This window comes from Micromonospora sp. NBC_01392, assembly GCF_045040125.1.
In the GTDB taxonomy this organism is placed as follows: Bacteria; Actinomycetota; Actinomycetes; order Mycobacteriales; family Micromonosporaceae; genus Micromonospora.
Genome location: NZ_CP109549.1, coordinates 2761976 through 2782800, shown reverse-complemented (window position 1 = coordinate 2782800; position 20825 = coordinate 2761976). Strand labels below are relative to the sequence as shown.

Here is a 20825-nt window from a genome sequence, read left to right as displayed (position 1 = left end):
CGTAGGCTGGCGACATGATCACGGTCGACGAGGTGCTGACCGGGCGGGCGGCGGTGCTCGCCGCGACCGGGCACCACCCGTACGCCCGGCACGCGTTGCGCCGCGACCAGCCCGCGCGGGGGTGGCGACGCGGGGACACGGTCGGGTGGCTGCTGCCGCCGGGCGAGTGGTCGGCCGGCGCCGCGATCGGCGCGCCCGGCCCGGCGCTGGAGGTGCTCGCCGCCCAGCGGGCGGACGGGACGCTCCGGGCCGGCCAGTCGGTGAACCTGTCCCGGGTCGCGCCGGACGCGCTGGGCGCGTGCCTGCCGGCGGCCCGCTCCAGCGACTGGGACTTCCTCTGGACCACCGGGCCGCCACCGCACCAGCCGGAGCAGGAGCGGGTGGTACGGCTCACCGAGGCCGACCACCCCGCGTTGGCGGCGCTCGTCGACGAGGCCTTTCCGAGCACCACGTCCCGGCCGGGCGACCCGGGCATCGTCGACTGGTACGGCATCCGGGACGGGGACCGCCTGATCGCCTGCGGCGCCGACCGCAGCCGGGGCGACATCGGTTTCCTGGCCGGGCTGACCGTGGCGCCCGGGCATCGCGGTCGGGGGCTGGGCGGGGCGTTGACCGCCGGCATGACGTGCGCCCTGTTCACCCGGTACGACCACGTGGCGCTCGGGGTCTACACCGTCAACGTCGGCGCGCTCCGGCTCTACCGCCGGCTGGGCTTCGCCGGCACCGCGCCGCGTACCACGGTCCACCTGGGCTAGGAGCGGCCCACGGTCGCGGCCCCGACCGATGGTGCCGACACCGGCACGGCCGCCGGCCCGGGGCCGGCGGGACTTCCGTCGGGGCCGGTCGCCGGGACCGGGCCCACCAGGGGCTGCGCGGCCCCGGACCGCGCGGCGGCCCGGTTGGCGCGCCAGGCCGGCAGGTAGAGCGGGGCGGCAACGGCCAGCACCACGGCGCCGACAAGCATCGCGACGCGGACGCTGGTGGCGTCCGCCAGCGCGGTGAGCACCACCGCGCCGAGCGCGCCGGCCGGCTGGGCCATCATGGAGTTCAGCGACAGCACACTGGTCCGGTAAGGCCCGTCGACCTGCCGGTGCAGCAGCCCCATGTGCAGCGGGTTCGACGCGCCGTGCACGGTGTAGCAGGCCAGGTAGGCGATCAGCACGCCGACCGGGCCGGCGAGCAGGCCCATGCCGACCACGGTCCCGCCCTGGAGCACCCGCATCAGCGCGGCGGCCGGCGCGGCGCCGAGGCGACGCAGCAGGACCGGGGTGAGCGCGGCGCCTGCCGCGTTGGCCAGCCAGGCGGCCGAGCCGGCGGGGCCGAGCAGCGCCGCCGCCCGGTCGGCGCCACCGACCACCTCGGACAGCCGGATCGGCAGCAGCGACTCGAACGTGACCATGCCGAAGCCCCAGAACAGCTCGACGGAGACCAGGGCCAGCAGCACCCGGTTGCGGCGCAGCAGGCCGACGGCCTGCCCGACCATCCGGGGCGCCTGCGCCATCGAGGCCCGCACCGTGGCCGGGCCGGACGTGGGGCGCTGCTCCCTCATCAGCGTCAGCAACGCCACGATCGAGACGGCCTGGAGCGCGGCGGCGACCAGCACCGGGCCGGTCAACGCGCTGACCGGCCCGAGCGGGCCGAGCGCGACCAGGCCGCCGCCGAGCAGCGCGCCGGCGCCGATGGCGACGCCGATGACGGTGCCGGCCCAGCCGAGGCCGCGTTCGTACTCGGCGTCCGGGTCGGCGGCCAGCGTGGCGTCGACGTACCAGGATTCCAGCGGGCCGCTGTCGAGCGCCCGGTAGACGCCCTGCAACGCCCAGACCAGGAAGAACATCCAGAACGAGTCGGCCACCGCCATCAGCGCCAGGGACGCCAGGGCGACCACCCAGGCGACCAGCAGCACCGGTCTGCGGCCGAGCGCGTCGGCGAACCCGCCGGTGGGCAGCTCCAGCGCCAGCACCACCAGGCCCTGCGCGGTGGCGACCAGGCCGATCTGGGACAGCGACAGGCCGCGCTCCTGCATCAGCAGGATCATCACGGTCATCAGCAGGCCGCTGGGCAGCCAACGCAGACCGTACAACGTGAGGTAGCGGAACCGGACCTGGCGTACGGACAGGGCGCTCACGGCTTCTCCTCGGCGGGTGGCAGGACCGGGCTCAGCGGGAACGCGGCGAGGTAGAGCTGCACCAGCTCGCCGTCGGGGTCGGCGGGGTCGGTCTCGTCCCGGTGCCGTTCGAAGACCGCGAACACCTCCGCCTTGATCGCCTCCAGGCGGGTGGCCGGGATCCGCATGAAGAAGTCGCCCATGCCGAACGCGTCGCGCCAGGCCGGCGACCACTCGTGACGCTGGGCGGCCCACCGTTCGGCGTGCTCGGTGAAGAAGCGGATGTAGTCCGCCTCGATCCACTCGATGGCGGCGCGGGCGTCCGGGTCGTCGTCGTAGTCGCTGGCCTCCCACTGGGTGACGTCGTGCGCGGCCCGCCAGAACCGCTGCCGCCCGGTGCCCATCTCCGGGTCCTCGACCACCATGCCCACCTCGGCGAGCTGCCGCAGGTGGTAGCTGGTCGCGCCGGTGTTGGTGCCGAGCAGCTCGGCGAGCCGGGTGGCGGTGGCCGGCCCGTTCACCCGCAGCGCGCCGACCAGGCGCATCCGCAGCGGGTGGGCCAGCACGCGCACCTGCTGGTGGTCCAGCCGGACCCGGCGCGGCTCAGGGCGGGTCTGTTCGCTCTCCATGCGATGCACAATATCTGTGCACACTTTCTGTGCACAAGACTCATGCAAAGAAAGTGTGCATCCGTGCGGACGGTCAGGCGAACAGCTCGGCGACGCCGCGCAGGCGGGTCCGGAGCAGGCCGGTGGCGCGGGCGGAGTCGAGGCGTACCTCGATCGGGCGGTGCAGACCGGCGGCGGCCGTGGTGATGGTCCGCAACCCGGCCGGGTCGACGCCGAGCCGGCGGGCCAGCAGGCGACCGACGTCGGCGCGGCTCACCTGGTCCGGGCCGGCCACGTTCAGCGGGCCGGCCAGGTCGGTCGGGAGCAGCTCCAGCACCGCCGCGGCGAGGTCGGTGACGTCGATCGGGCAGCGGATCTCGTCGCTGAACAGCGTGGCCCGGCCGGCGAGCGCGTCCCGGCAGCGCTGGAGCTGCTTGCTCCCCTCCCCCAGGATCAGCGAGGTCCGCACCAGCAACGCCCCCGGGTCCACCGCCCGCACCGCCGTCTCGGCCGCCGCCTTGGCCGCCCCGTACGGATACACCGGCGTGGGCGGCTCGTCGTCGGCGTACGGCGCGGGACGCCCGGCGTGCAGCGCGTCGCTGGACAGGTGCACCAGCCGCGCGCCCACCTCGGCGGCGGCGGACGCCACGTAAGCCGCCCCGTCGGCGGTGACCGCCCAGTCGTCGACGCGGTACGGGGTGCCGACCACGGCATCCGGGCGTACCTCGGTCAGCAGCGCGCGCACCGCGGCCCGGTCGGTGACGTCGAGCCGGCGGACCGTGACGCCCGGCACCCGGACGCCGCCCGCGTGGCAGGTCGCCACCACCCGCCAGCCGGCGGTGACCGCCTGCCGGCACACCTCGCCGCCCAGAAATCCGCTGCCGCCCACCACCAGCAGCCTCGTCCCGCCCCGCTGCGCCACGATCACGAGGTTAGCGGGGCGACCCGCCGCGACGGCGTCCCGCCAACCTCGTGATCGACAGCCCGGACGCCGGGCCGGCGACCGGAAGTGCGGGGCTCAGGTGGGGTCGGCGACCGGGGCGGCGGGACCGGCGGTGCCGGCGTGCGGCGCGGCGGGCGCCTTCGGCTTGGCGTCGATGCCGGCCTCGGTGCGCTGCTGCCCGGTGATCGGCGTCGGCGCGCCGGTCAGCGGGTCGAAGCCGCCGCGCGTCTTGGGGAACGCGATCACCTCGCGGATCGAGTCCGCGCCGGCCAGCAGCATGCAGACCCGGTCCCAGCCGAACGCGATGCCGCCGTGCGGCGGGGCACCGTACTTGAACGCCTCCAGCAGGAAGCCGAACTTGTCCTGCGCCTCCTCGGCAGTGATGCCGAGCAGGTCGAACACCCGCTGCTGCACGTCGCCGCGGTGGATACGGATCGAGCCGCCGCCGATCTCGTTGCCGTTGCAGACGATGTCGTACGCGTACGCCAACGCCCGGTCCGGCGCCTCCTCGAAGCGGTCCACCCACTCCGCGTTCGGCGAGGTGAACGGGTGGTGCACGGCGGTCCAGCCGCCGTCGTCCGTCTTCTCGAACATCGGCGCGTCGACCACCCAGCAGAACGCCCAGGCGCTCTCGTCGACCAGGCCGGCCCGCTTGGCGATCTCGATCCGGGCGGCGCCGAGCAGCTCCTGGGCCTCGCGGGTCTCCGCGCTCGCGGCGAAGAAGATCGCGTCGCCGGGCTTCGCGCCGACCGCGTCGGCCAGGCCGGACAGGTGCGCCTCGGACAGGTTCTTCGCCACCGGGCCGCGCGCCTCGCCGGTCTCCGCGTCCAGCACCACGTACGCCAGGCCGCGCGCGCCGCGCGCCTTGGCCCAGTCCTGCCAGCCGTCCAGCTCCTTGCGGGTCTGGCTCGCGCCGCCCGGCATGACCACCGCGCCGACGTAGCCACCCGCGTCGATCGCGCCGGCGAACACCCGGAACGCGGTGCCGCGCAGGTAGTCGGTCAACTCGGTCAGCTCCACGCCGTAGCGCAGGTCCGGCTTGTCGGAACCGTAGCGGGCCATCGCGTCGTGCCAGGTGATCCGCGGGATCGGCCGGGCGATCTCGTGACCGGCCAGCTCGGACCAGAGCTTCGCCACGATCGCCTCGCCGAGGTCGATCACGTCGTCCTCGGTGACGAAGGACATCTCGATGTCGAGCTGGGTGAACTCCGGCTGCCGGTCGGCGCGGAAGTCCTCGTCGCGGTAGCAGCGGGCGATCTGGTAGTACCGCTCCATGCCGCCGACCATGAGCAGCTGCTTGAACAGCTGCGGCGACTGCGGCAGCGCGTACCAGCTCCCCGGCTGGAGGCGCACCGGGACCAGGAAGTCGCGCGCGCCCTCCGGCGTGGAGCGGGTCAGCGTGGGCGTCTCGATCTCCAGGAAGTCCCGCTCGTGCAGCACCGTGCGGGCGAGCTGGTTGGCCTTCGAGCGCAGCCGCATCGCCTTCGCCGGGCCGCCGCGACGCAGGTCGAGGTAGCGGTACTTCAGCCGGATGTCGTCGCCGGCCTCGACCTGGTCGTCCACCGGCAGCGGCAGCGGCGCGGCCTCGGAGAGCACCTCCAGCGCGGTGGCGGTCACCTCGACCTCGCCGGTCGGCAGGTCCGGGTTCTCGTTGCCCTCGGGACGCCGGGTCACCTCGCCGACGACCTTGACGCAGAACTCGTTGCGCAGCGCGTGCGCGTCCTCCTCGCGGAACACCACCTGCACGACGCCGGAGGCGTCGCGCAGGTCGACGAAGATGACCCCGCCGTGGTCGCGCCGGCGGGCCACCCACCCGGCGAGCGTCACCGTCGAGCCGGCGTCCGCGGCGCGCAGGCTTCCGGCATTGTGGGTACGGATCACGGCTGGCGTCTCCTCATCTGGTCCACGACTGCTTCCCGCATTCTGTCAGGGCGGGCGGGCCGGCTCCCGGGCACCCGGCTGTCACTCCGGCTCGGCCGGCAGCAGGTGGTTGACCCGGACGTCGTCCTCGGCCAGCGCCCGGGCCCGTTCCTCGACCACCCGGTCCGCGCCGGTGAGCCGGCCGCCGTGCTGGCGCAGGTGCTCCTCCCAGGTCGGCACCTGGTACACCTCGACGAAACCGTCGGCCCGCTCGCCGGCCCGGAACAGCCCCCACCGCATTGCGCCGGTACGCCGGCGGGACCGGCCGACCGCGCGCATCGCCTCGACGAACTCGGCCTGCCGCTCGGGGCGGACCGTGTACGAGACGGTGACCAGCACCGGACCGCCCCGCGCCGGCGGCTCCAGCGTCAGGTGCGGCTCGGGCCAGTACACGGCCGGATCGCGGTCCACGCCCCGGGTCTCCCGCAACGGCCAGAGCAGCACGCTCAGCGCGCCGACCGCCATCAGCGCGGCGGCCACGGTGAGCGCGCCGACCAGGCCGGTGAACTCGCCGAGCGCGCCCCAGGCGACCGCCCCGAGCGCCTGACCGCCGGCGAACACCATCTGGTAGACCGACAGGCCGCGGGCGCGTACCCAGCCGGGCAGGAAGAGCTGCATGGCGGCGTTGACGCTGGACAGCACCGTCATCCAGGCCAGCCCGGCGGGCACCAGCGCGACCACCGCCACCGCCGGCACCGGCACCAGCGCGAGCGTCGCCAGCACCACCGCGTACAGCAGTCCGGCCAGGAGCAGCAGGTGGTTGCTGGAGAGCACCCGGCGTACCCGGGGCAGCACCAGCGCGCCGGCCACCGCGCCGACGCCGAGCGCGCCGAGCAGCACGCCGTAGCCGCCCGCGCCGAGGCCGAGCCGGCGGCTGGCGACCAGCGGCAGCAGCGCCCACAACGCGCTGCCGGGCACCACGAACAGGGCGGCGCGCAGCAGGATCCGGCGGACCACCGGCGAGTGCCGCACGTACCGACCGCCGGCGCGCAGCGCCGCGGTGAACCGCTCCGGCGCGGCGTCCTGCTCCCGGCGTGCCGGGCGCCACCGCACCAGCGTCACCGCGAAGATCGCGAACGAGACCGCGTTGACCGCGAAGACCACCGCCACGCCGGCCTGGGCCACCAGTACGCCGGCGACCGCCGGACCGACCGAACGGGCCAGGTTGACGCTGATCGAGCCGAGCGCGGAGGCGGAGACGAGCTGCGAGCGGGGCACCAGCTCCGGGATCACCGCCTGCCAGGCGGGCAGCGTGAGCGCCTGTCCGACGCCAAGGCCGAAGGTGAGCGTGAGCAGCAACGCCGGCGGCATCCGGCCGGCCGCGGTCAGCACGGTGAGCAGCACGCCGACGGCGGCCAGGAAGCACTGCACGGCGATCAGCAGCCGCCGCCTGTCGAACGTGTCGGCGAGCGCGCCGGCCGGCAGCGCCAGCATCAGCACCGGCAGCATGCTGGCGGTCTGCACCAGCGAGACCAGGGTCGCGGCGCCCGGAGCGTCGACCAGCAGCCACTGCGCGCCGACGGTCTGCATCCAGGTGCCGATGTTGCTGGCCAGCACCGCCAGCCAGAGGCTGCGGAACGCGGCCGACCGCAGCGGCGCCCAGGCGGACGGCTGCCGGTCGGTCACGTCGGTCACGTCGGTCGGGGAGGCGCTCACCGGCCGATACCTACCCGGTCCGGAGCCCGGCACTCCCCGCCCCGCCGACCGGCCGAAGCCGCTGCACGCCGCCGAACGCGGCGCGCGCGGCCGAACGCGGCGCACCGAACGAACCCGGCGCACGAGGCCGAAGCCGGTGCACGCGGAACGGGCCGCCGGTCACCCGGCGGCCCGTTCGCGCGGTGCGGATCAGAAGACGCTCACGCCGTAGACGCTGAGCGGCTCGGTGACCGGCTGGAAGTAGGTGGTGCCGCCGGAGGAGCAGTTGCCGCTGCCGCCGGAGGTGAGGCCGAGCGCGGTGCTGCCGGCGAAGAGCGAGCCACCGCTGTCGCCACCCTCGGCGCAGACGTTGGTGCGGATCAGGCCGGAGACGCTGCCCTCGGCGTAGTTGACCGTCGCGTTGGTGGCGGAGACGCTGCCGCTGCGCAGGCCGGTGGTGCTGCCGGAACGGCGGACGGACTGGCCCACGTACGCGTTGCCGGCCGAGGTGATGTCCTGGTAGCTGCCGTTGTACAGGTAGACGTTGCCGGCCGCGTTGGCCGAGTTGCTGTGCCGGACGATGCCGTAGTCGTTGCCCGGGAAGCTGGTGCCGGCCCGGGTGCCGAGGACGCTGGTCTGACCGGAGTTCGAGTACCAGGTCGAGCCCAGGTTGGTGCAGTGCCCGGCGGTCAGGAAGTAGTACGTCGAGCCGCTGCGCACGTTGAAGCCGAGCGAGCAGCGGTAGCCACCGGTGTAGATGGCCTGGCCGCCGGAGATCCGGGTGGTCAGCGTGCCGGCCTCGGCCTCGATGCGGACCGCGCCACCGGTGCGGGCGGCGGCGGCCTTGACCCGCTCCAGCTTGGCGCCGGTGACGGTGCTGTCGACGGAGACGACGACCTGGTTGGTGGCCGCGTCGGTCCACCAGGCGGTGCCCGGGATCTTGGCGGAGCGCTCCAGCTCGCTGGTGGCGGCCTTGAGCTGGTTGGCGCCGCGGGTGACGAGCTTCGGCACGGCGCCGGCGGCGTGCACCTGGCGGGCGGCGGCGGCGTCGGTCACGGTGACGACCATCTTGCCGCTGGCGTCGGCGTACGTGCCGGCGGCGCGGTCGCCGAGCTTGGCGACGAGGGAGGCGGCGGCGTCGGGCGAGGCGGGCGAGGGGGCGGCCTGAGCGGGTGCGCCGAGGAGCGAGCCGGTGACCAGGGTACCGGCGACGGCGACGGCGGCGGCGCGACGGAGCGTGGACCTCGTGGGTCGCATGTAACAACCTCCGGATGGGGGTGAACGGGCGCTGTCATGCGGAAACGCCCGAGGACAACCCGGGCGACCTGGGGAAACCGTCCGGGCTGACCAAAGTATTCACACATTTAAGATCGTAAACAAGACATGCGTTTGACCGGATTCGCACCGCCGCCGCATGTAACGCCGTGGCAACAACATCGTCACCAGGTGTCAGACCCGACGCGGCCCTGCTCAGCCGCGACGACGCGCGCCCGGGCCGGGGACGGGCAGGACGTCCCGTGGCTCGACCACGTCGTGCCCCTCGGCGCAGCGCAGCGCCACCCGCACCTCGGCGCCGCAGTCGCGGTGCGTCACGGTCAGCGGCGGGCCCTCCGGGTCGGCCAGGTACCGGTCGCCCCACCCGAGCACCGCCACCAGCACCGGCCACAGGTCCAGCCCCATCTCGGTGAGCCGGTACTCGTGCCGCGGCCGGCTGCCCGGCTCGCGGTACGGCTCCCGCCGCAGCACGCCGCGCTCCACCAGCATGGACAGCCGGCTGGTCAGCACCTGACGCGGGATGCCGGTGCGTACCCGCATGTCGTCGAAGCGGCGTACGCCGTTGAACACCTCGCGGAGCACGACCACGGTCCACCGCTCGCCGAGGATCTCCATGGCGCGCGCGATGGTGCAGTTCTCCACCGACCAGTCCAGTGCCGCGGGTCTCATGCCGACCAGGCTAGGTCTGATTGACAGACTCAGCAACGCGCTGCGAGGCTGGGTCCATGAGCCAGACGCAGGAGCGCAGCCGCACGTTCACCTGGTCCGACCCGGCCACCGGCGTCGCCCACCTCGGCCGACGCAGCGGCCTCGACCTGATCCGCGCCATGATCGCCGGCGAGCTGGCCGCCCCGCCGATCAGCAACCTGATCGACATCTCCCGGATGGAGGCCGACGAGGGGCGCGTCGTCGTCGAGCTGCTGCCGCAGGAGTTCCACTACAACCCGCTCGGCACGGTGCACGGTGGCGTCCTCTCCACCCTGCTCGACACCGCCGCCGGCTGCGCCGTGCACACGACGCTGCCGGCCGGCGTCGGCTACACCTCGCTCGACCTCAACGTGAAGTTCCTCCGCCCGGTCACCGTGACCAGCGGCATGCTGCGCTGCGAGGGCACCGTGCTGCAACGGGGCCGCCGCACCGCGCTGGCCGAGGCCCGCCTGACCGACCCGACGGACCGCCTGGTCGCCCACGCCACCTCCACCTGCCTCCTCTTCCCCCTCGAAACCCCCTGACCTCCCCCTCCCCCTCCCCCACCCCCACCCCCGCCCCACGCCCCGCGCAGTTTCACGGAAAGAGTGGCTATCCGGCCGCGAACAGCCACTCTTTCCGTGAATCAGCGGGGTGGGGCGAAGGTGCCGGGGGAGGGGGTCAGCGGGGTGCGGTCAGGCGGGCGGCGCGGGCGGCGCGGCGCTCCTCGAAGCGGGCCGCCTGGGTCTCCAGCATGTCCAGGTGGGCGGCGATCTGCTCGCGGGCGGCCTCGCCGTCGCCGGTCAGGCCGGTGACCTCGAACAGGTTCCACTGGCGCAGCACCGGCACCACCACCTCGTCGCGGTGCTGGCGCAGGTCGTAGATGCCGGCCAGCGCGATCGCCACCGACTTGCGGGCGAAGCCGTCGATGCCCACCCCCGGCATCTGGAAGTCGGCCAGCACGTCGGCGACCGCCCGCATGGCCTGGTCCGGCGCCAGCTCGAACGCCGCCGCGAGCAGGTTGCGGTAGAAGACCATGTGCAGGTTCTCGTCCGCCGCCACCCGGGACAGCAGCGCCTCGCAGACCGGGTCGCCGGTGGCCCGGCCGGTGTTGCGGTGCGAGATGCGGGTGGCCAGTTCCTGGAACGACACGTACGCCAGCGAGTGCAGCACCTCGTCGTCGTGGACGTTGTGGTAGCCGGCGGACATGTGCACCATCCGGGCCCGCTCCAGCGCCACCGGGTCGACCGCCCGGCTCACCGTGAGGTAGTCGCGGATCGCGGTGCCGTGCCGCCCCTCCTCCGCGGTCCACCGGTGCACCCAGGTGCCCCACGCGCCGTCCCGCCCGAACAGGCTGGCGATCTCGTGGTGGTAGGAGGGCAGGTTGTCCTCGGTGAGCAGGTTGACGATCAGCGCGGTGCGGGCGGCCTCGGGCAGCGTCGAGTCGGCCTCCGACCACGCCTCGCCGCCGAGCGGGCCGTCGAACGTGCGCCCGTCGCTCCACGGCACGTACTCGTGCGGGAACCACTCCTTGGCCAGCGACAGATGCCGGTCGAGGTTCTTCTCCACGACCGGTTCGAGTTCGGTGAGCAGAGCGGTCTGACTGAGCACGGACACGACGTTCTCCCTACGGTGGCGTAACTTACGCCACCGTAGGTCGAATCGTCGTCAGACGCCAGCGCCGCCGACCAGCGGCTTCAGGTCCGCCCGGGGCGGGGTCCACTCGCCCGCCGCCGCGGCCACCTGGTCGCCGGACCGGATGTCCTTCACCTCGTCGCCGTCCGCCCCCGGGAACCAGACGTACGGGATGCCCCGCCGCTCGGCGTACCGGATCTGCTTGCCGAACTTCGCCGCGGACGGCGACACCTCGGTGGGGACGCCCCGGGAGCGCAGCGCCGCCGCGACCGCGTCGCTGGCCGACCGGTCCTCCTCGGCGGTGACCGCGACCAGCACGCACGTCGGCACCGACCGGGACGCGGTCAGCGCCCCGGCGCCGAAGAGCAGACCGAGCATCCGGGTCACCCCGATCGAGATGCCCACCCCGGGGAACCGGACGTTGCCGGCGCTGGCCAGGTTGTCGTACCGGCCGCCGGAGCAGATCGAGCCGAACCGTTCGTACCCGATCATCTGGGTCTCGTAGACGGTGCCGGTGTAGTAGTCGAGCCCACGGGCGATGCGCAGGTCGGCGACGCAGAGGCCGGGTGCGTGCGCGGCGGCGGTCTCCACCACGGCGGTCAGCTCCGCGACGCCCTCGTCGAGCAGCGGGTCGTCGACGCCGAGGGCTCGCACCGCGTCGGCGAACGAGGCGTCCGGCGCGGAGATCTCGGCCAGCGCCAGGGCCGCCTTGGCCTGCGCCTCGCTCGCCCCGGCGGTCTCGGCCAGCAGCTCGGTCACCCGCGCCGGACCGATCTTGTCGAGCTTGTCCACCGCCCGCAGCGCCGCCTCCGGGTCGGTCAGCCCGACGCCCCGGTAGAAGCCCTCGCAGATCTTGCGGTTGTTGACCTGGATGCGCACCGGCGGGATGGGCAGCGACCGCAGCGCGTCGCCGATGACCAGCGGCATCTCGGCCTCGTAGTGCGCCGGCAGCGTGTCCCGGTCGACGATGTCGATGTCGGCCTGGAGGAACTCGCGGTAGCGGCCCTCCTGCGGGCGCTCGCCCCGCCACACCTTCTGGATCTGGTAGCGGCGGAACGGGAACTGGAGCTTGCCGGCGTTCTCCAGCACGTAGCGGGCGAACGGCACGGTCAGGTCGAAGTGCAGGCCGAGCGCGTCGTCGCCGGCCGGGCCGTCGACGTCGGCCTGCAACCGGCGCAGCAGGTAGACCTCCTTCGAGGTCTCCCCCTTGCGCAGCAACTGGTCCAGCGGCTCGACCGACCGGGTCTCCAGCGGCGCGAAGCCGTACAACTCGAACGTGGCGCGGATCCGGTCCAGCACGAACTGCTCGATCATCCGCTGCGACGGCGTCCACTCGGGGAAACCGGACAGGGGCGTGGGCTTGCTCATGGCGTACTCCTTGGGCACCCGCGCGGGGCGCGGGCGAGGGTCTAGAGGCCTCGGGTGGGCGCGGCCGGGCGCGCGGACCCGGACACCTCGACGAGGTACGGGTTGCTCGCGCGCTCGCGGCCGATGGTGGTCGCGGGGCCGTGGCCGGGCAGGACGACGGTGTCGTCGGCCAGCGGGAGAACCTTCTCCCGGAGGCTGGCCAGCATGCGGGGCATGCTGCCGCCCGGCAGGTCGGTGCGGCCGATCGAGCCGGCGAAGAGCACGTCACCGGAGAGGCAGATCTCGTCGGCCTCCCAGGGCGAGCCGGCGCCGGGCATCCGGAACAGCACCGACCCGCCGGTATGGCCGGGGGCGTGGTCGACGGTGATCTCCAGCCCGGCCAGCGCCAGCGTCGCGCCGTCGGTCAGCTCGGCCACGTCGTCCGGCTCGGCGTACGGCAGCCGCCCGCCGAAGAGCGCGGTGAGGTCCATGGACAGCGCCTTGGACGGGTCGGCCAGCAACTCGCGGTCCTCGGGGTGGACGTAGGCGGCGATGCCGCGCGCGCCACAGACCGGCGCCACCGAGAAGGTGTGGTCGAGGTGGCCGTGGGTGAGCAGCACGGCGGCCGGGTGCAGGCGGTGCTCCGCGAGCACGGCGTCGAGCCGGTCGAGCACCCCGATGCCGGGATCGACCACCACGCACTGCTCCCCCGGCGCGGTCGCCACCACGTAGCAGTTGGTGCCGAAGGCGTCCGCGGGAAAGCCGGCCACGAGCACGTCCGTCCCCTCTCCGTCCGGTCGTCGTCCTCGTTCAGCAGCCTAGTCGTACCGGCGAACGGGTTTCGCCCGCCACCGTGCCCGGCAGCCTCACGGGCCCCAGTGACAACGCCCGATAAGGCGAGGCCGGACCTCGTACACCACTTTCCCAGTCGGTAGCCGTACACTCTGGCGGGCGTGTGGCGTGGCGCACCCCTACCGAGGACGGCGGGCGGCGCCCGGACGCCGGCGACGATCAGGCAGAGGAAGGGGAGCACCTGTGGCTTCCAGCAGGGACCGGCAGCGCAAACTGGCGCGGGCCAAGCTCGACCGGCAACTCGCCCGGCGGGCCGCGGTCGCGAAGCGCCGCCGGCAGATCCAGGCCGGCGTGGGCGCCGCGGTGGTGCTCGCGCTGATCGTGGCCGGCTCGGCCTGGGCGCTCGGCGCGTTCGACTCGGAGCCGAAGAAGCAGGCCGCCGAGGACACCTGCCTCTGGACCCCGCAGGATGCCGCCGCGAACGCCAACCTCAAGGACGTCGGCACGCCGGCCACCAGGAACCTGCCGACCTCGGGCACGCGGCCGATGACGGTGACCACCAACCAGGGCGGGCCGATCACCGTCGACCTGGACCTGGCCGCCGCGCCCTGCGGCGGCGCGAGCCTCGCCCACCTGGCGAGCCGGAAGTTCTACGACACCACCAAGTGCCACGAGATCACCACCGAGGGCGCGTTGCGCTGCGGTGACCCGAGCGGCACCGGGATCGGCGGGCCGACCTACTCGTTCTACGACGAGAACGTCCCCACCGCGCCCGAGGCGAGCCCGTCGGCCTCCCCCGCGCCGGGGCAGCCGCCGGCCTACCCGAAGGGCACGGTCGCCCTGGTCGGCAACCCGCCGGGCACCAACGGCAGCCAGTTCCTGATCTTCTTCAAGGACTTCAACCCGGCGAAGCCGGCCTACAGCGTCGTCGGCAAGGTCACCGGCGGGCTGGACGTGGTGGAGAAGATCGGCAAGCTCCCGACCGTGGACAATGGCAGCGGGGCGAAGGTCAAGCCGAAGACGGACGTGGTGATCCAGAGCCTCACCGTCGGCGAGCCGAACGCCGCGCCGGCGAGCAGCCCCAGCGCCGGTTGATCCACCTCGGGTCGGCCCCGACCCACCCTGACTCGACGGCGCGCGACGCCGTCCCCCCGATGCACAGCAGGTGAGGAGTGACCGTGACGTCCACCAGAGACCGCCAGCGGGCGGCGGCGCGGGCCCGGCTCGAGCGGGAGATGGCCGAACGGACCGGCAAGGCCCGCAAGCGCCGGCAGACGCAGGCGATCGCCGGCGCCGCAGCCGTGCTGGTGCTCGTGGTGGCCGGCACCGTCTGGCTGGCCACGTCGCTCGGCGACGACGACGACAAGGAGCAGGCCGGCACCTCGGCCGGCTTCGCCCAGTGCACCTACAACGAGGTGCCCAAGGAGGGCCGGCCGGCGCAGATCAAGGACGTCGGGCTACCCCCGGCGCAGCAGGCGAGCAAGGGCACCCAGACGATGACGATCGACACCAACCTGGGGCCGATCACCGCGACGCTGGACCGGAGCCTGGTGCCCTGCACCGCCGGCAGCTTCACGCACCTGGCCAGCAAGGGCTTCTTCGACAACACCAAGTGCCACCGCCTGGTCACCGAAGGCATCAAGGTGCTCCAGTGCGGCGACCCGAGCGCGACCGGGAAGGGCTGGCGGGACACCGACGGCACCGGCGGCCCGAGCTACAACCTGGCCGAGGAGAACCTGCCCACCAACAAGCGCCCGCCGTACCCGGAGGGCGTCATCGCGATGGCCAAATCCACTGCGCCGGGCAGCACCGGCAGCCAGTTCTTCATCGTGTACGGCGACTCCCCGCTCGACCCGAACTACACGGTGCTGGGCACCATCACCGGCGGCATGGACGTGGTGAAGCAGGTCGCCGCGGCCGGGGACGACGGGGCGTTCGCGAAGCAGGCCGGCGGCGGTCACCCGAAGAAGGAGATCGTCATGACCAAGGTGAGCCTGAGCGACATCCAGGGCTGACCCAGGCTCGACGAGAAACGCCCGCCGGTGCGACCGGCGGGCGTTTCTCATGCGTGGGTTCTCAGGCCCCGGACGTCTGGCGGTCAACCCGGATTACGACATCGAGATCAAGGCTGCGATGGTGCCTTCCTCCTGAGACATGCAACCCAGCATCGGTGCCACCGTTGGGTACGCCCCGCCGCTATCAGTGCCTAACGACCACATAATTTCGAGGAAACACGCAGGGAGCTCTGTTCTGCCGCTATAGCACTCAGAGCGTCCTGTGCCGAGATTCGCGGGATTTATTCGAAGCAGCCCAGGCCGCCGACTAGCTCACTGGAGAACCACCTCAGCCACGAGCGGCGACGAACTTGGCTAGTTGAAAATTGAGACAGCCGTCAAGCTCGCACCGGGAAGCGACCAGCGCGCACTCTGGCCCGGCATGAGACCAAGGCTATTCCCGTTCGAGAACTTGACCGAAGCATCGTTGTTCCCAGCCTTGAAACTTACAAAGCTGCCGATGAGGGCAGTAGTTCCGTTGCCCGAGAAGCAGGAGCGAACGTTAAGGGCATTGATTAGTTCCACGGTCGAACTAGTGCACGGCACCTTCGAGATGGCGAACGCCGGCGTGCTTGGCAGAGCCAGCGTAGTGAGCCCCATCGCAACTGAAGCAATGAGAGCCCGCTTGGTTCCTTTTCGCATTGAAGCACCTTTCTCGCAGCCTGGATCCCGCAGGGTGCGGAGCCCCGATTTGAGGATTACTCCCCGAAATCAAACTATCACTGATCCACATGCAGCGATACCTCAGATCGCGATCTCGTTACGGTTACTCAGCCGCCGCTGGCCGGATGGGTCAGTGGTGCTTGTTGAGTCGAGGCAGCCGTGGTATAGGCCGTCGGAATGACCGGTCATCCAGCCATTTTCTGATCGATGTCCCAGGAGACGGTGCGCACGAGCTCGGGATCAAGGCGCTGTCAACACCAGCGACGGGCTCAACCCGAGGCCAAGTGGTGGGGCCAAGGCGAGCGGAGGGTCGAGAGCGTCGATGATCCGATACGCGGGAAGTACCACACTCCGACTAGCAGGCTGATGGCTGCCTCGTCGGGCTCCTGCGCCAGTAGATCGCGACAGCAGCAAGATATCGGCGAGGGCTGAGGGATCACCCCTGCCGTCCAGTCGCAATCGAAACCACGTCACCGCCGCGGTCGGTGAGCAGCCTGACGACTCGCGGATCTGGCGGGCTGCAGCTCAGGAAGATCCACCCCCGAGTGGACTACCGGGACCGCCCGCAACGCCCTGCGGCAACCATCTATGTAACCGCATCCAAGTTCAGGCCCCGGAGGTGACCCGGTACGCGTCGAACACGCCGTCGACCTTGCGCACCGCGGCCAGCAGGTGCCCGAGGTGCTTCGGGTCGGCCATCTCGAAGCTGAACCGGCTGACCGCCACCCGGTCCCGGGTGGTGGTGACCGTCGCGGAGAGGATGTTCACCCGCTCCTCGGAGAGCACCCGGGTGACGTCGGCGAGCAGCTTGTGCCGGTCCAGCGCCTCCACCTGGATGGCGACCAGGAACGTGGACGCCGAGGTGAGCTTCCAACTCACCTCGACCACCCGCTCGGGCTGGGCCCGCAGGTCCTCGGCGTTGGCGCAGTCGTCCCGGTGCACGCTGACCCCGCCGGAGCGGGTGACGAAGCCGAACACCGAGTCCGGCGGCACCGGCGTGCAGCAGCGGGCCAGTTTGATCCAGACGTCGCTGACGCCGCGCACCACCACGCCCGGGTCGGCGCTGCTCTGCCGGCTGCGCGGCGGCCGGGTGGCGACGGCGGTCTCGGCGATGTCCTCCGCCGCGCCCTCCTCGCCGCCGTAGGACGCCATCAGCTTCTGCACCACCGACTGCGCGGAGACCTGACTGTCGCCGACCGCCGCGTAGAGCGAGGCCACGTCCGCGAGGTGCAGGTCCCGGGCGATCGCCATCAGCGCGTCCGAGGTGAGCATCCGCTGCAACGGCATGCCCTGCTTGCGCATCGCCTTGACGATCGAGTCCTTGCCGGCCTCGATCGCCTCCTCGCGCCGCTCCTTGTTGAAATATTGTCGGATCTTCGTGCGGGCGCGCGGGCTCTTGACGAAGCCGAGCCAGTCCTGCGTCGGGCCGGCCGTGTCGGACTTCGACGTGAAGATCTCGATCACGTCGCCGTTGGAGAGCGTCGACTCCAGCGGCACCAGCTTGCCGTTGACCCGCGCCCCGATGCACTTGTGCCCGACCTCGGTGTGCACCGCGTACGCGAAGTCGACAGGCGTCGACCCGGTGGGCAGCGGGATGACGTCGCCCTTCGGCGTGAAGACGTACACCTCCTGGCTGGACAGGTCGAACCGCAGCGCGTCCAGGAACTCGCTCGGGTCGGCCGCCTCCCGTTGCCAGTCCAGGAGCTGCCGCAGCCAGGTCATCTCGTCGATGTGCGCCGGCGGGCCGACCACCTGGGTGCCCTTGTGCTCCTTGTACTTCCAGTGCGCGGCGATGCCGAACTCGGCCGTGCGGTGCATCGCGTAGGTGCGGATCTGCATCTCCACCGGCTTGCCGGTGGGCCCGATGACAGTCGTGTGCAACGACTGGTACATGTTGAACTTGGGCATGGCGATGTAGTCCTTGAACCGGCCCGGCACCGGCTGCCAGTTGGCGTGGATGACGCCCAGCGCCGCGTAGCAGTCGCGCACCGTGTCGACCAGGATCCGCACACCGACCAGGTCGTAGATGTCGTTGAAGTCGCGCCCCCGCACGATCATCTTCTGGTAGATCGAGTAGAGGTGCTTCGGCCGCCCGGTGGTCTCCGCCTTGATCTTGGCGGCCTTCAGGTCGGTCTGCACCTTCTGCGTCACCTGGCGCAGCAGCGCCTCGCGCTGCGGCTGGTGCTCCCCGATCAGCCGGTTGATCTCCTCGAACCGCTTCGGGAACAGCGTGCCGAAGGCCAGGTCCTCCAACTCCCACTTGATGGTGTTCATACCGAGGCGGTGCGCCAGCGGGGCGAGGATCTCCAGCGTCTCCTTGGCCTTCTGCTCCTGCTTGGGGCGGGGCAGGAAGGTCAGCGTCCGCATGTTGTGCAGCCGGTCGGCCAGCTTGATCACCAGGACCCGCGGGTCCTTGGCCATCGCCACGACCATCTTGCGGATCGTCTCCGCCTTGGCCGCGTCGCCCAGCTTGACCTTGTCGAGCTTGGTGACGCCGTCGACGAGCAGCGCGACCTCACCGCCGAAGTCGGCGCGCATCGCATCGAGGGTGTACTCGGTGTCCTCGATCGTGTCGTGCAGCAGCGCCGCCACCAGCGTCGTGGTGTCCATGCCCAGGTTGCCGAGGATCGTCGCCACCGCGAGCGGGTGCGTGATGTACGGGTCGCCGGATTTGCGGTACTGCCCCGAGTGCCACCGGGCGGCGGTGTCGAAGGCGCGCTGCAACAGCCGCGCGTCGGCCTTGGGATGGTTCACCCGGTGCGTCGCGATCAGCGGCTCCAGCACCTCGCTGACCTGGGAGGTCTGCCAGGGCGCGTTGAACCGTGCCAGCCGGGCGCGGACCCGCCGGCCGGTCGGCGCGTTGGACAGCGCGAAGCCGCCGCTGGACACCGGGTCATCGGGGCCGTCGGTCGGGAACGGCACCACGACCCCACCGCCGTCGGCAGGTGCGTCCGGCGTGCCGTCGGTGGCGTCGATAGCCCCGACCGGTGGGTTGCCGTCGCGCTCGGTCACCGAGCCGTCCGCGTCGCCTGTCGGGTGCACCGTGCCCTCCACCGGAGGGACGACATCGTGGGACACCGGCCTCCTCACCGTTCGCCGGGATGCGCCGGCCGTCCGGCCGACGTCTGATCCAACCGACCCGGGGGCCGGTGTTGTTCCGCGCCGGTCACCGGGGCTCCGCCCCGGCGGCTCTGCCGCCTGCGGACGGTCGCCCGCCCGGTCAGGCAAAGGGCAATGCTACCCGTAGGCAGGGCAGACCGCCGCTCCCCCGGACGGTCGGTGCCGGCGGGCTGCGCGGGACGAGCACTGTCAAACGGTCAGCAGGGCATGGATCGGGCGCGGAGCGAGGCGCTCCCGCCCCTGGAGGAAGCCCAGCTCCAGCAGGACGGTGAAGCCGGCGACCGTGCCGCCGGCCCGCTCCACCAGGTCGAGCGTGGCCTCGGCGGTGCCGCCGGTGGCCAGCACGTCGTCCAGCACCAGCACCCGGTGCCCGGCGGTGAACGCGTCCTGGTGCACCTCCAGCGTCGCCTCGCCGTACTCCAGCGCGTACGAGGCCGAGTGGGTGGCGCGGGGCAGCTTGCCGGCCTTGCGGACCGGCACCACGCCGACGCCGGTGGCGTACGCGACGGCGGCGGCCAGCACGAACCCGCGCGCCTCGATGCCGGCGACCACGTCGAAGGACTCCGGACCGTGGTACGCGATGATCCGGTCGATCACCTCACGGAACGCCACGCCGTCGGCGAAGAGTGGCATCAGATCCTTGAACATGACCCCCGGCTTGGGGAAGTCCGGCACGTCCAGCAGCCGGCTGGCGACCAGCCGGGCAGCCTCGGGACCGCTGTCTCCCCGTACGCCGGTGGTGTGCGTCTCCGTCACGATGCGTCCCATGTCCTCTCGAAACGACGACGGCGTCCGTCATGCCGTGGTAACAGCATGACGGACGCCGTCCGGTCGATCTTCTCGGGTCCTGCGGTCAGCGGCGCTTCGCGCCGCCCGGCCGGTTGCCTCCGCCGCCGCTGGGCCGACCGCCCCGGGCGCCGCTGGGGCGCTTGCCGGTCGGCCGGGAGCCGACCTTGGGGGCGGCGCCGGCCAGCGCCGCGTCCGCCTCGATCGGCTGGTCACCGGTCGACGCGGGACGCGGGGCGCCCTTCGGCGTGATCTCGCCCCGGGCGATGGCCGCCCGGCGGGAGAGCACCCGCTTGTTGTGCGCGCTGATCCGCGGGTCCTGGTTCTTCAGCAGCACCAGCAGCGGGGTGGCCAGCAGGATCGAGGTCAGGAACGCCACCGCCATGCCGACGAAGAGCACCAGGCCCAGGTCCTTCAGGGTGCCGGCGCCGAGCAGGCCGGCGCCGATGAACAGCAGGCCGCCGACGGGGAGCAGCGCCACCACCGACGTGTTCAGCGAACGCATGAGGCTCTGGTTGAGCGCCAGGTTCGACGCCTCGCCGTAGGTGAGGTTGTTGTTCGCGGTGATGCCCCGCGTGTTCTCCTGCACCTTGTCGAAGACCACCACCACGTCGTAGAGCGCGAAGCCCAGGATGGTGAGGAAGCCGATGATCGTCGACGGGGTGACCTCGAAGCCGACAAGCGAGTAGATGCCGGAGGTGAGGACCAGGTTGGTGAGCAGCGAGATGATCGCGGCGACCGCCATCCGCCACTCGAAGCGCAGCACCAGGTAGATCGACACCACGGCGAGGAAGATCAGCAGGCCGAGGAACGCGCGGGAGGTGACCTGGCTGCCCCAGGCCTCGGAGACCTGGCTGCCGCTGATCTGGTCGGCCGGGATGCCGAACTCCTGCGCCATCGCGGTCTTGGCCGCGTTGGCCTGCTCCTGGCTGAGCTGCCCGGTGCGCATCTCGTAGGTCTCGCCGCCGGCCCCGCCGACCTTCTGCGCGGTGACCACCTCGACGCCGGGGGCCTCCTTGGCCAGCACGTCGTCGATGGTGCGCTCGGCCTGGTCGAGCGTGCCGACGCTGGCCGGCACCTGGAACGAGTTGCCGCCGGCGAACTCGATGCCGAGCTTGAACCCGTTGATCGCGAAGCTCAGCACCGCGATCAGCACCAGCGCGCCGGCCACGCCGAACCACAGCTTGCGCTTGCCGACGATGTTGAGATCGGCCTCGCCCCGGTAGAGCCGGGCGGCCAGACCACTCTTAGCCATC

Annotated in this window: 17 protein-coding genes; 4 read left to right on the top strand and 13 right to left on the bottom strand. The window is 72.2% G+C overall.

All coding sequences use genetic code 11. The annotated features are described in order from the left end of the window. Positions 1–14: 14 nt before the first annotated feature. Positions 15–755 (top strand): GNAT family N-acetyltransferase, encoded by a 741-nt coding sequence (locus tag OG767_RS12780; RefSeq protein ID WP_405093595.1) that lies wholly within the window; start codon positions 15–17, stop codon positions 753–755. Here the strand turns inward: OG767_RS12780 and OG767_RS12775 are convergent. The 7 genes from OG767_RS12775 to OG767_RS12745 all read right to left on the bottom strand — a co-directional run bounded on the left by OG767_RS12775 (position 752) and on the right by OG767_RS12745 (position 9154). Next, positions 752–2125 (bottom strand): MFS transporter, encoded by a 1374-nt coding sequence (locus tag OG767_RS12775; RefSeq protein WP_405093594.1) that lies wholly within the window; start codon positions 2123–2125, stop codon positions 752–754. The two genes, OG767_RS12780 and OG767_RS12775, sit on opposite strands and share 4 nt — an antisense overlap. Further along, positions 2122–2733 carry an ArsR/SmtB family transcription factor gene (locus OG767_RS12770; protein WP_405093593.1) on the bottom strand — a complete coding sequence of 204 codons (612 nt, stop codon included), beginning with the start codon at positions 2731–2733 and terminating at the stop codon, positions 2122–2124. The genes OG767_RS12775 and OG767_RS12770 overlap by 4 nt, the downstream gene beginning before the upstream one ends. Before the next feature lie 73 nt (positions 2734–2806). Continuing rightward, positions 2807–3634 (bottom strand): SDR family oxidoreductase, encoded by an 828-nt coding sequence (locus tag OG767_RS12765; protein WP_405093592.1) that lies wholly within the window; start codon positions 3632–3634, stop codon positions 2807–2809. A gap of 96 nt (positions 3635–3730) precedes the next feature. Continuing rightward, positions 3731–5536 (bottom strand): aspartate--tRNA ligase, encoded by a 1806-nt coding sequence (gene aspS, locus OG767_RS12760; protein ID WP_405093591.1) that lies wholly within the window; start codon positions 5534–5536, stop codon positions 3731–3733. Positions 5537–5617: 81 nt separating this feature from the next. Beyond that, on the bottom strand, positions 5618–7231 hold the full coding sequence (locus OG767_RS12755) for an MFS transporter (RefSeq protein WP_405093590.1): 1614 nt from the start codon (positions 7229–7231) through the stop codon (positions 5618–5620). 189 nt (positions 7232–7420) lie between these two features. Continuing rightward, complete coding sequence (locus tag OG767_RS12750; RefSeq protein WP_405093589.1) at positions 7421–8467, bottom strand: S1 family peptidase; 1047 nt, start codon at positions 8465–8467, stop codon at positions 7421–7423. A 213-nt stretch (positions 8468–8680) separates the two neighbouring features. Further along, positions 8681–9154 (bottom strand): winged helix-turn-helix transcriptional regulator, encoded by a 474-nt coding sequence (locus OG767_RS12745; RefSeq protein ID WP_405093588.1) that lies wholly within the window; start codon positions 9152–9154, stop codon positions 8681–8683. A 56-nt stretch (positions 9155–9210) separates the two neighbouring features. Here OG767_RS12745 and OG767_RS12740 point away from each other — a divergent pair, with 56 nt between their 5' ends. Continuing rightward, on the top strand, positions 9211–9717 hold the full coding sequence (locus OG767_RS12740) for a PaaI family thioesterase (protein WP_405093587.1): 507 nt from the start codon (positions 9211–9213) through the stop codon (positions 9715–9717). Positions 9718–9853: 136 nt separating this feature from the next. Here the strand turns inward: OG767_RS12740 and OG767_RS12735 are convergent, their stop codons facing one another. From OG767_RS12735 to OG767_RS12725, 3 genes are read right to left on the bottom strand one after another with little or no spacing between them, the layout of a single operon-like run. Next, complete coding sequence (locus OG767_RS12735) at positions 9854–10789, bottom strand: acyl-ACP desaturase (RefSeq protein WP_405093586.1); 936 nt, start codon at positions 10787–10789, stop codon at positions 9854–9856. A gap of 51 nt (positions 10790–10840) precedes the next feature. Continuing rightward, positions 10841–12175: a histidine--tRNA ligase gene (gene hisS, locus OG767_RS12730; protein WP_405093585.1), complete on the bottom strand. Its 1335-nt coding sequence runs from the start codon at positions 12173–12175 to the stop codon at positions 10841–10843. Positions 12176–12216: 41 nt separating this feature from the next. Continuing rightward, complete coding sequence (locus tag OG767_RS12725; protein ID WP_405093584.1) at positions 12217–12930, bottom strand: MBL fold metallo-hydrolase; 714 nt, start codon at positions 12928–12930, stop codon at positions 12217–12219. A 259-nt stretch (positions 12931–13189) separates the two neighbouring features. Here OG767_RS12725 and OG767_RS12720 point away from each other — a divergent pair, with 259 nt between their 5' ends. Both OG767_RS12720 and OG767_RS12715 read left to right on the top strand, forming a co-directional pair. Beyond that, positions 13190–14041 (top strand): peptidylprolyl isomerase, encoded by an 852-nt coding sequence (locus OG767_RS12720; protein WP_405093583.1) that lies wholly within the window; start codon positions 13190–13192, stop codon positions 14039–14041. Positions 14042–14124: 83 nt separating this feature from the next. Beyond that, complete coding sequence (locus OG767_RS12715; RefSeq protein ID WP_405093582.1) at positions 14125–14961, top strand: peptidylprolyl isomerase; 837 nt, start codon at positions 14125–14127, stop codon at positions 14959–14961. Between the two features lie 1308 nt (positions 14962–16269). Here OG767_RS12715 and OG767_RS12710 read toward each other — a convergent pair. From OG767_RS12710 to secF, 3 genes are all read right to left on the bottom strand, one after another. Beyond that, the gene (locus OG767_RS12710) at positions 16270–18741 is read right to left on the bottom strand and encodes a RelA/SpoT family protein (RefSeq protein ID WP_405093581.1); all 2472 of its coding nucleotides are present in this window, start codon (positions 18739–18741) and stop codon (positions 16270–16272) included. Positions 18742–18972: 231 nt separating this feature from the next. After that, a complete protein-coding gene (locus OG767_RS12705) occupies positions 18973–19539 on the bottom strand; it encodes an adenine phosphoribosyltransferase (protein ID WP_405093580.1) in 567 nt (188 codons plus the stop codon). A gap of 97 nt (positions 19540–19636) precedes the next feature. After that, the gene (gene secF, locus OG767_RS12700) at positions 19637–20824 is read right to left on the bottom strand and encodes a protein translocase subunit SecF (RefSeq protein WP_405093579.1); all 1188 of its coding nucleotides are present in this window, start codon (positions 20822–20824) and stop codon (positions 19637–19639) included. Between the last annotated feature and the right edge of the window lies 1 nt (position 20825).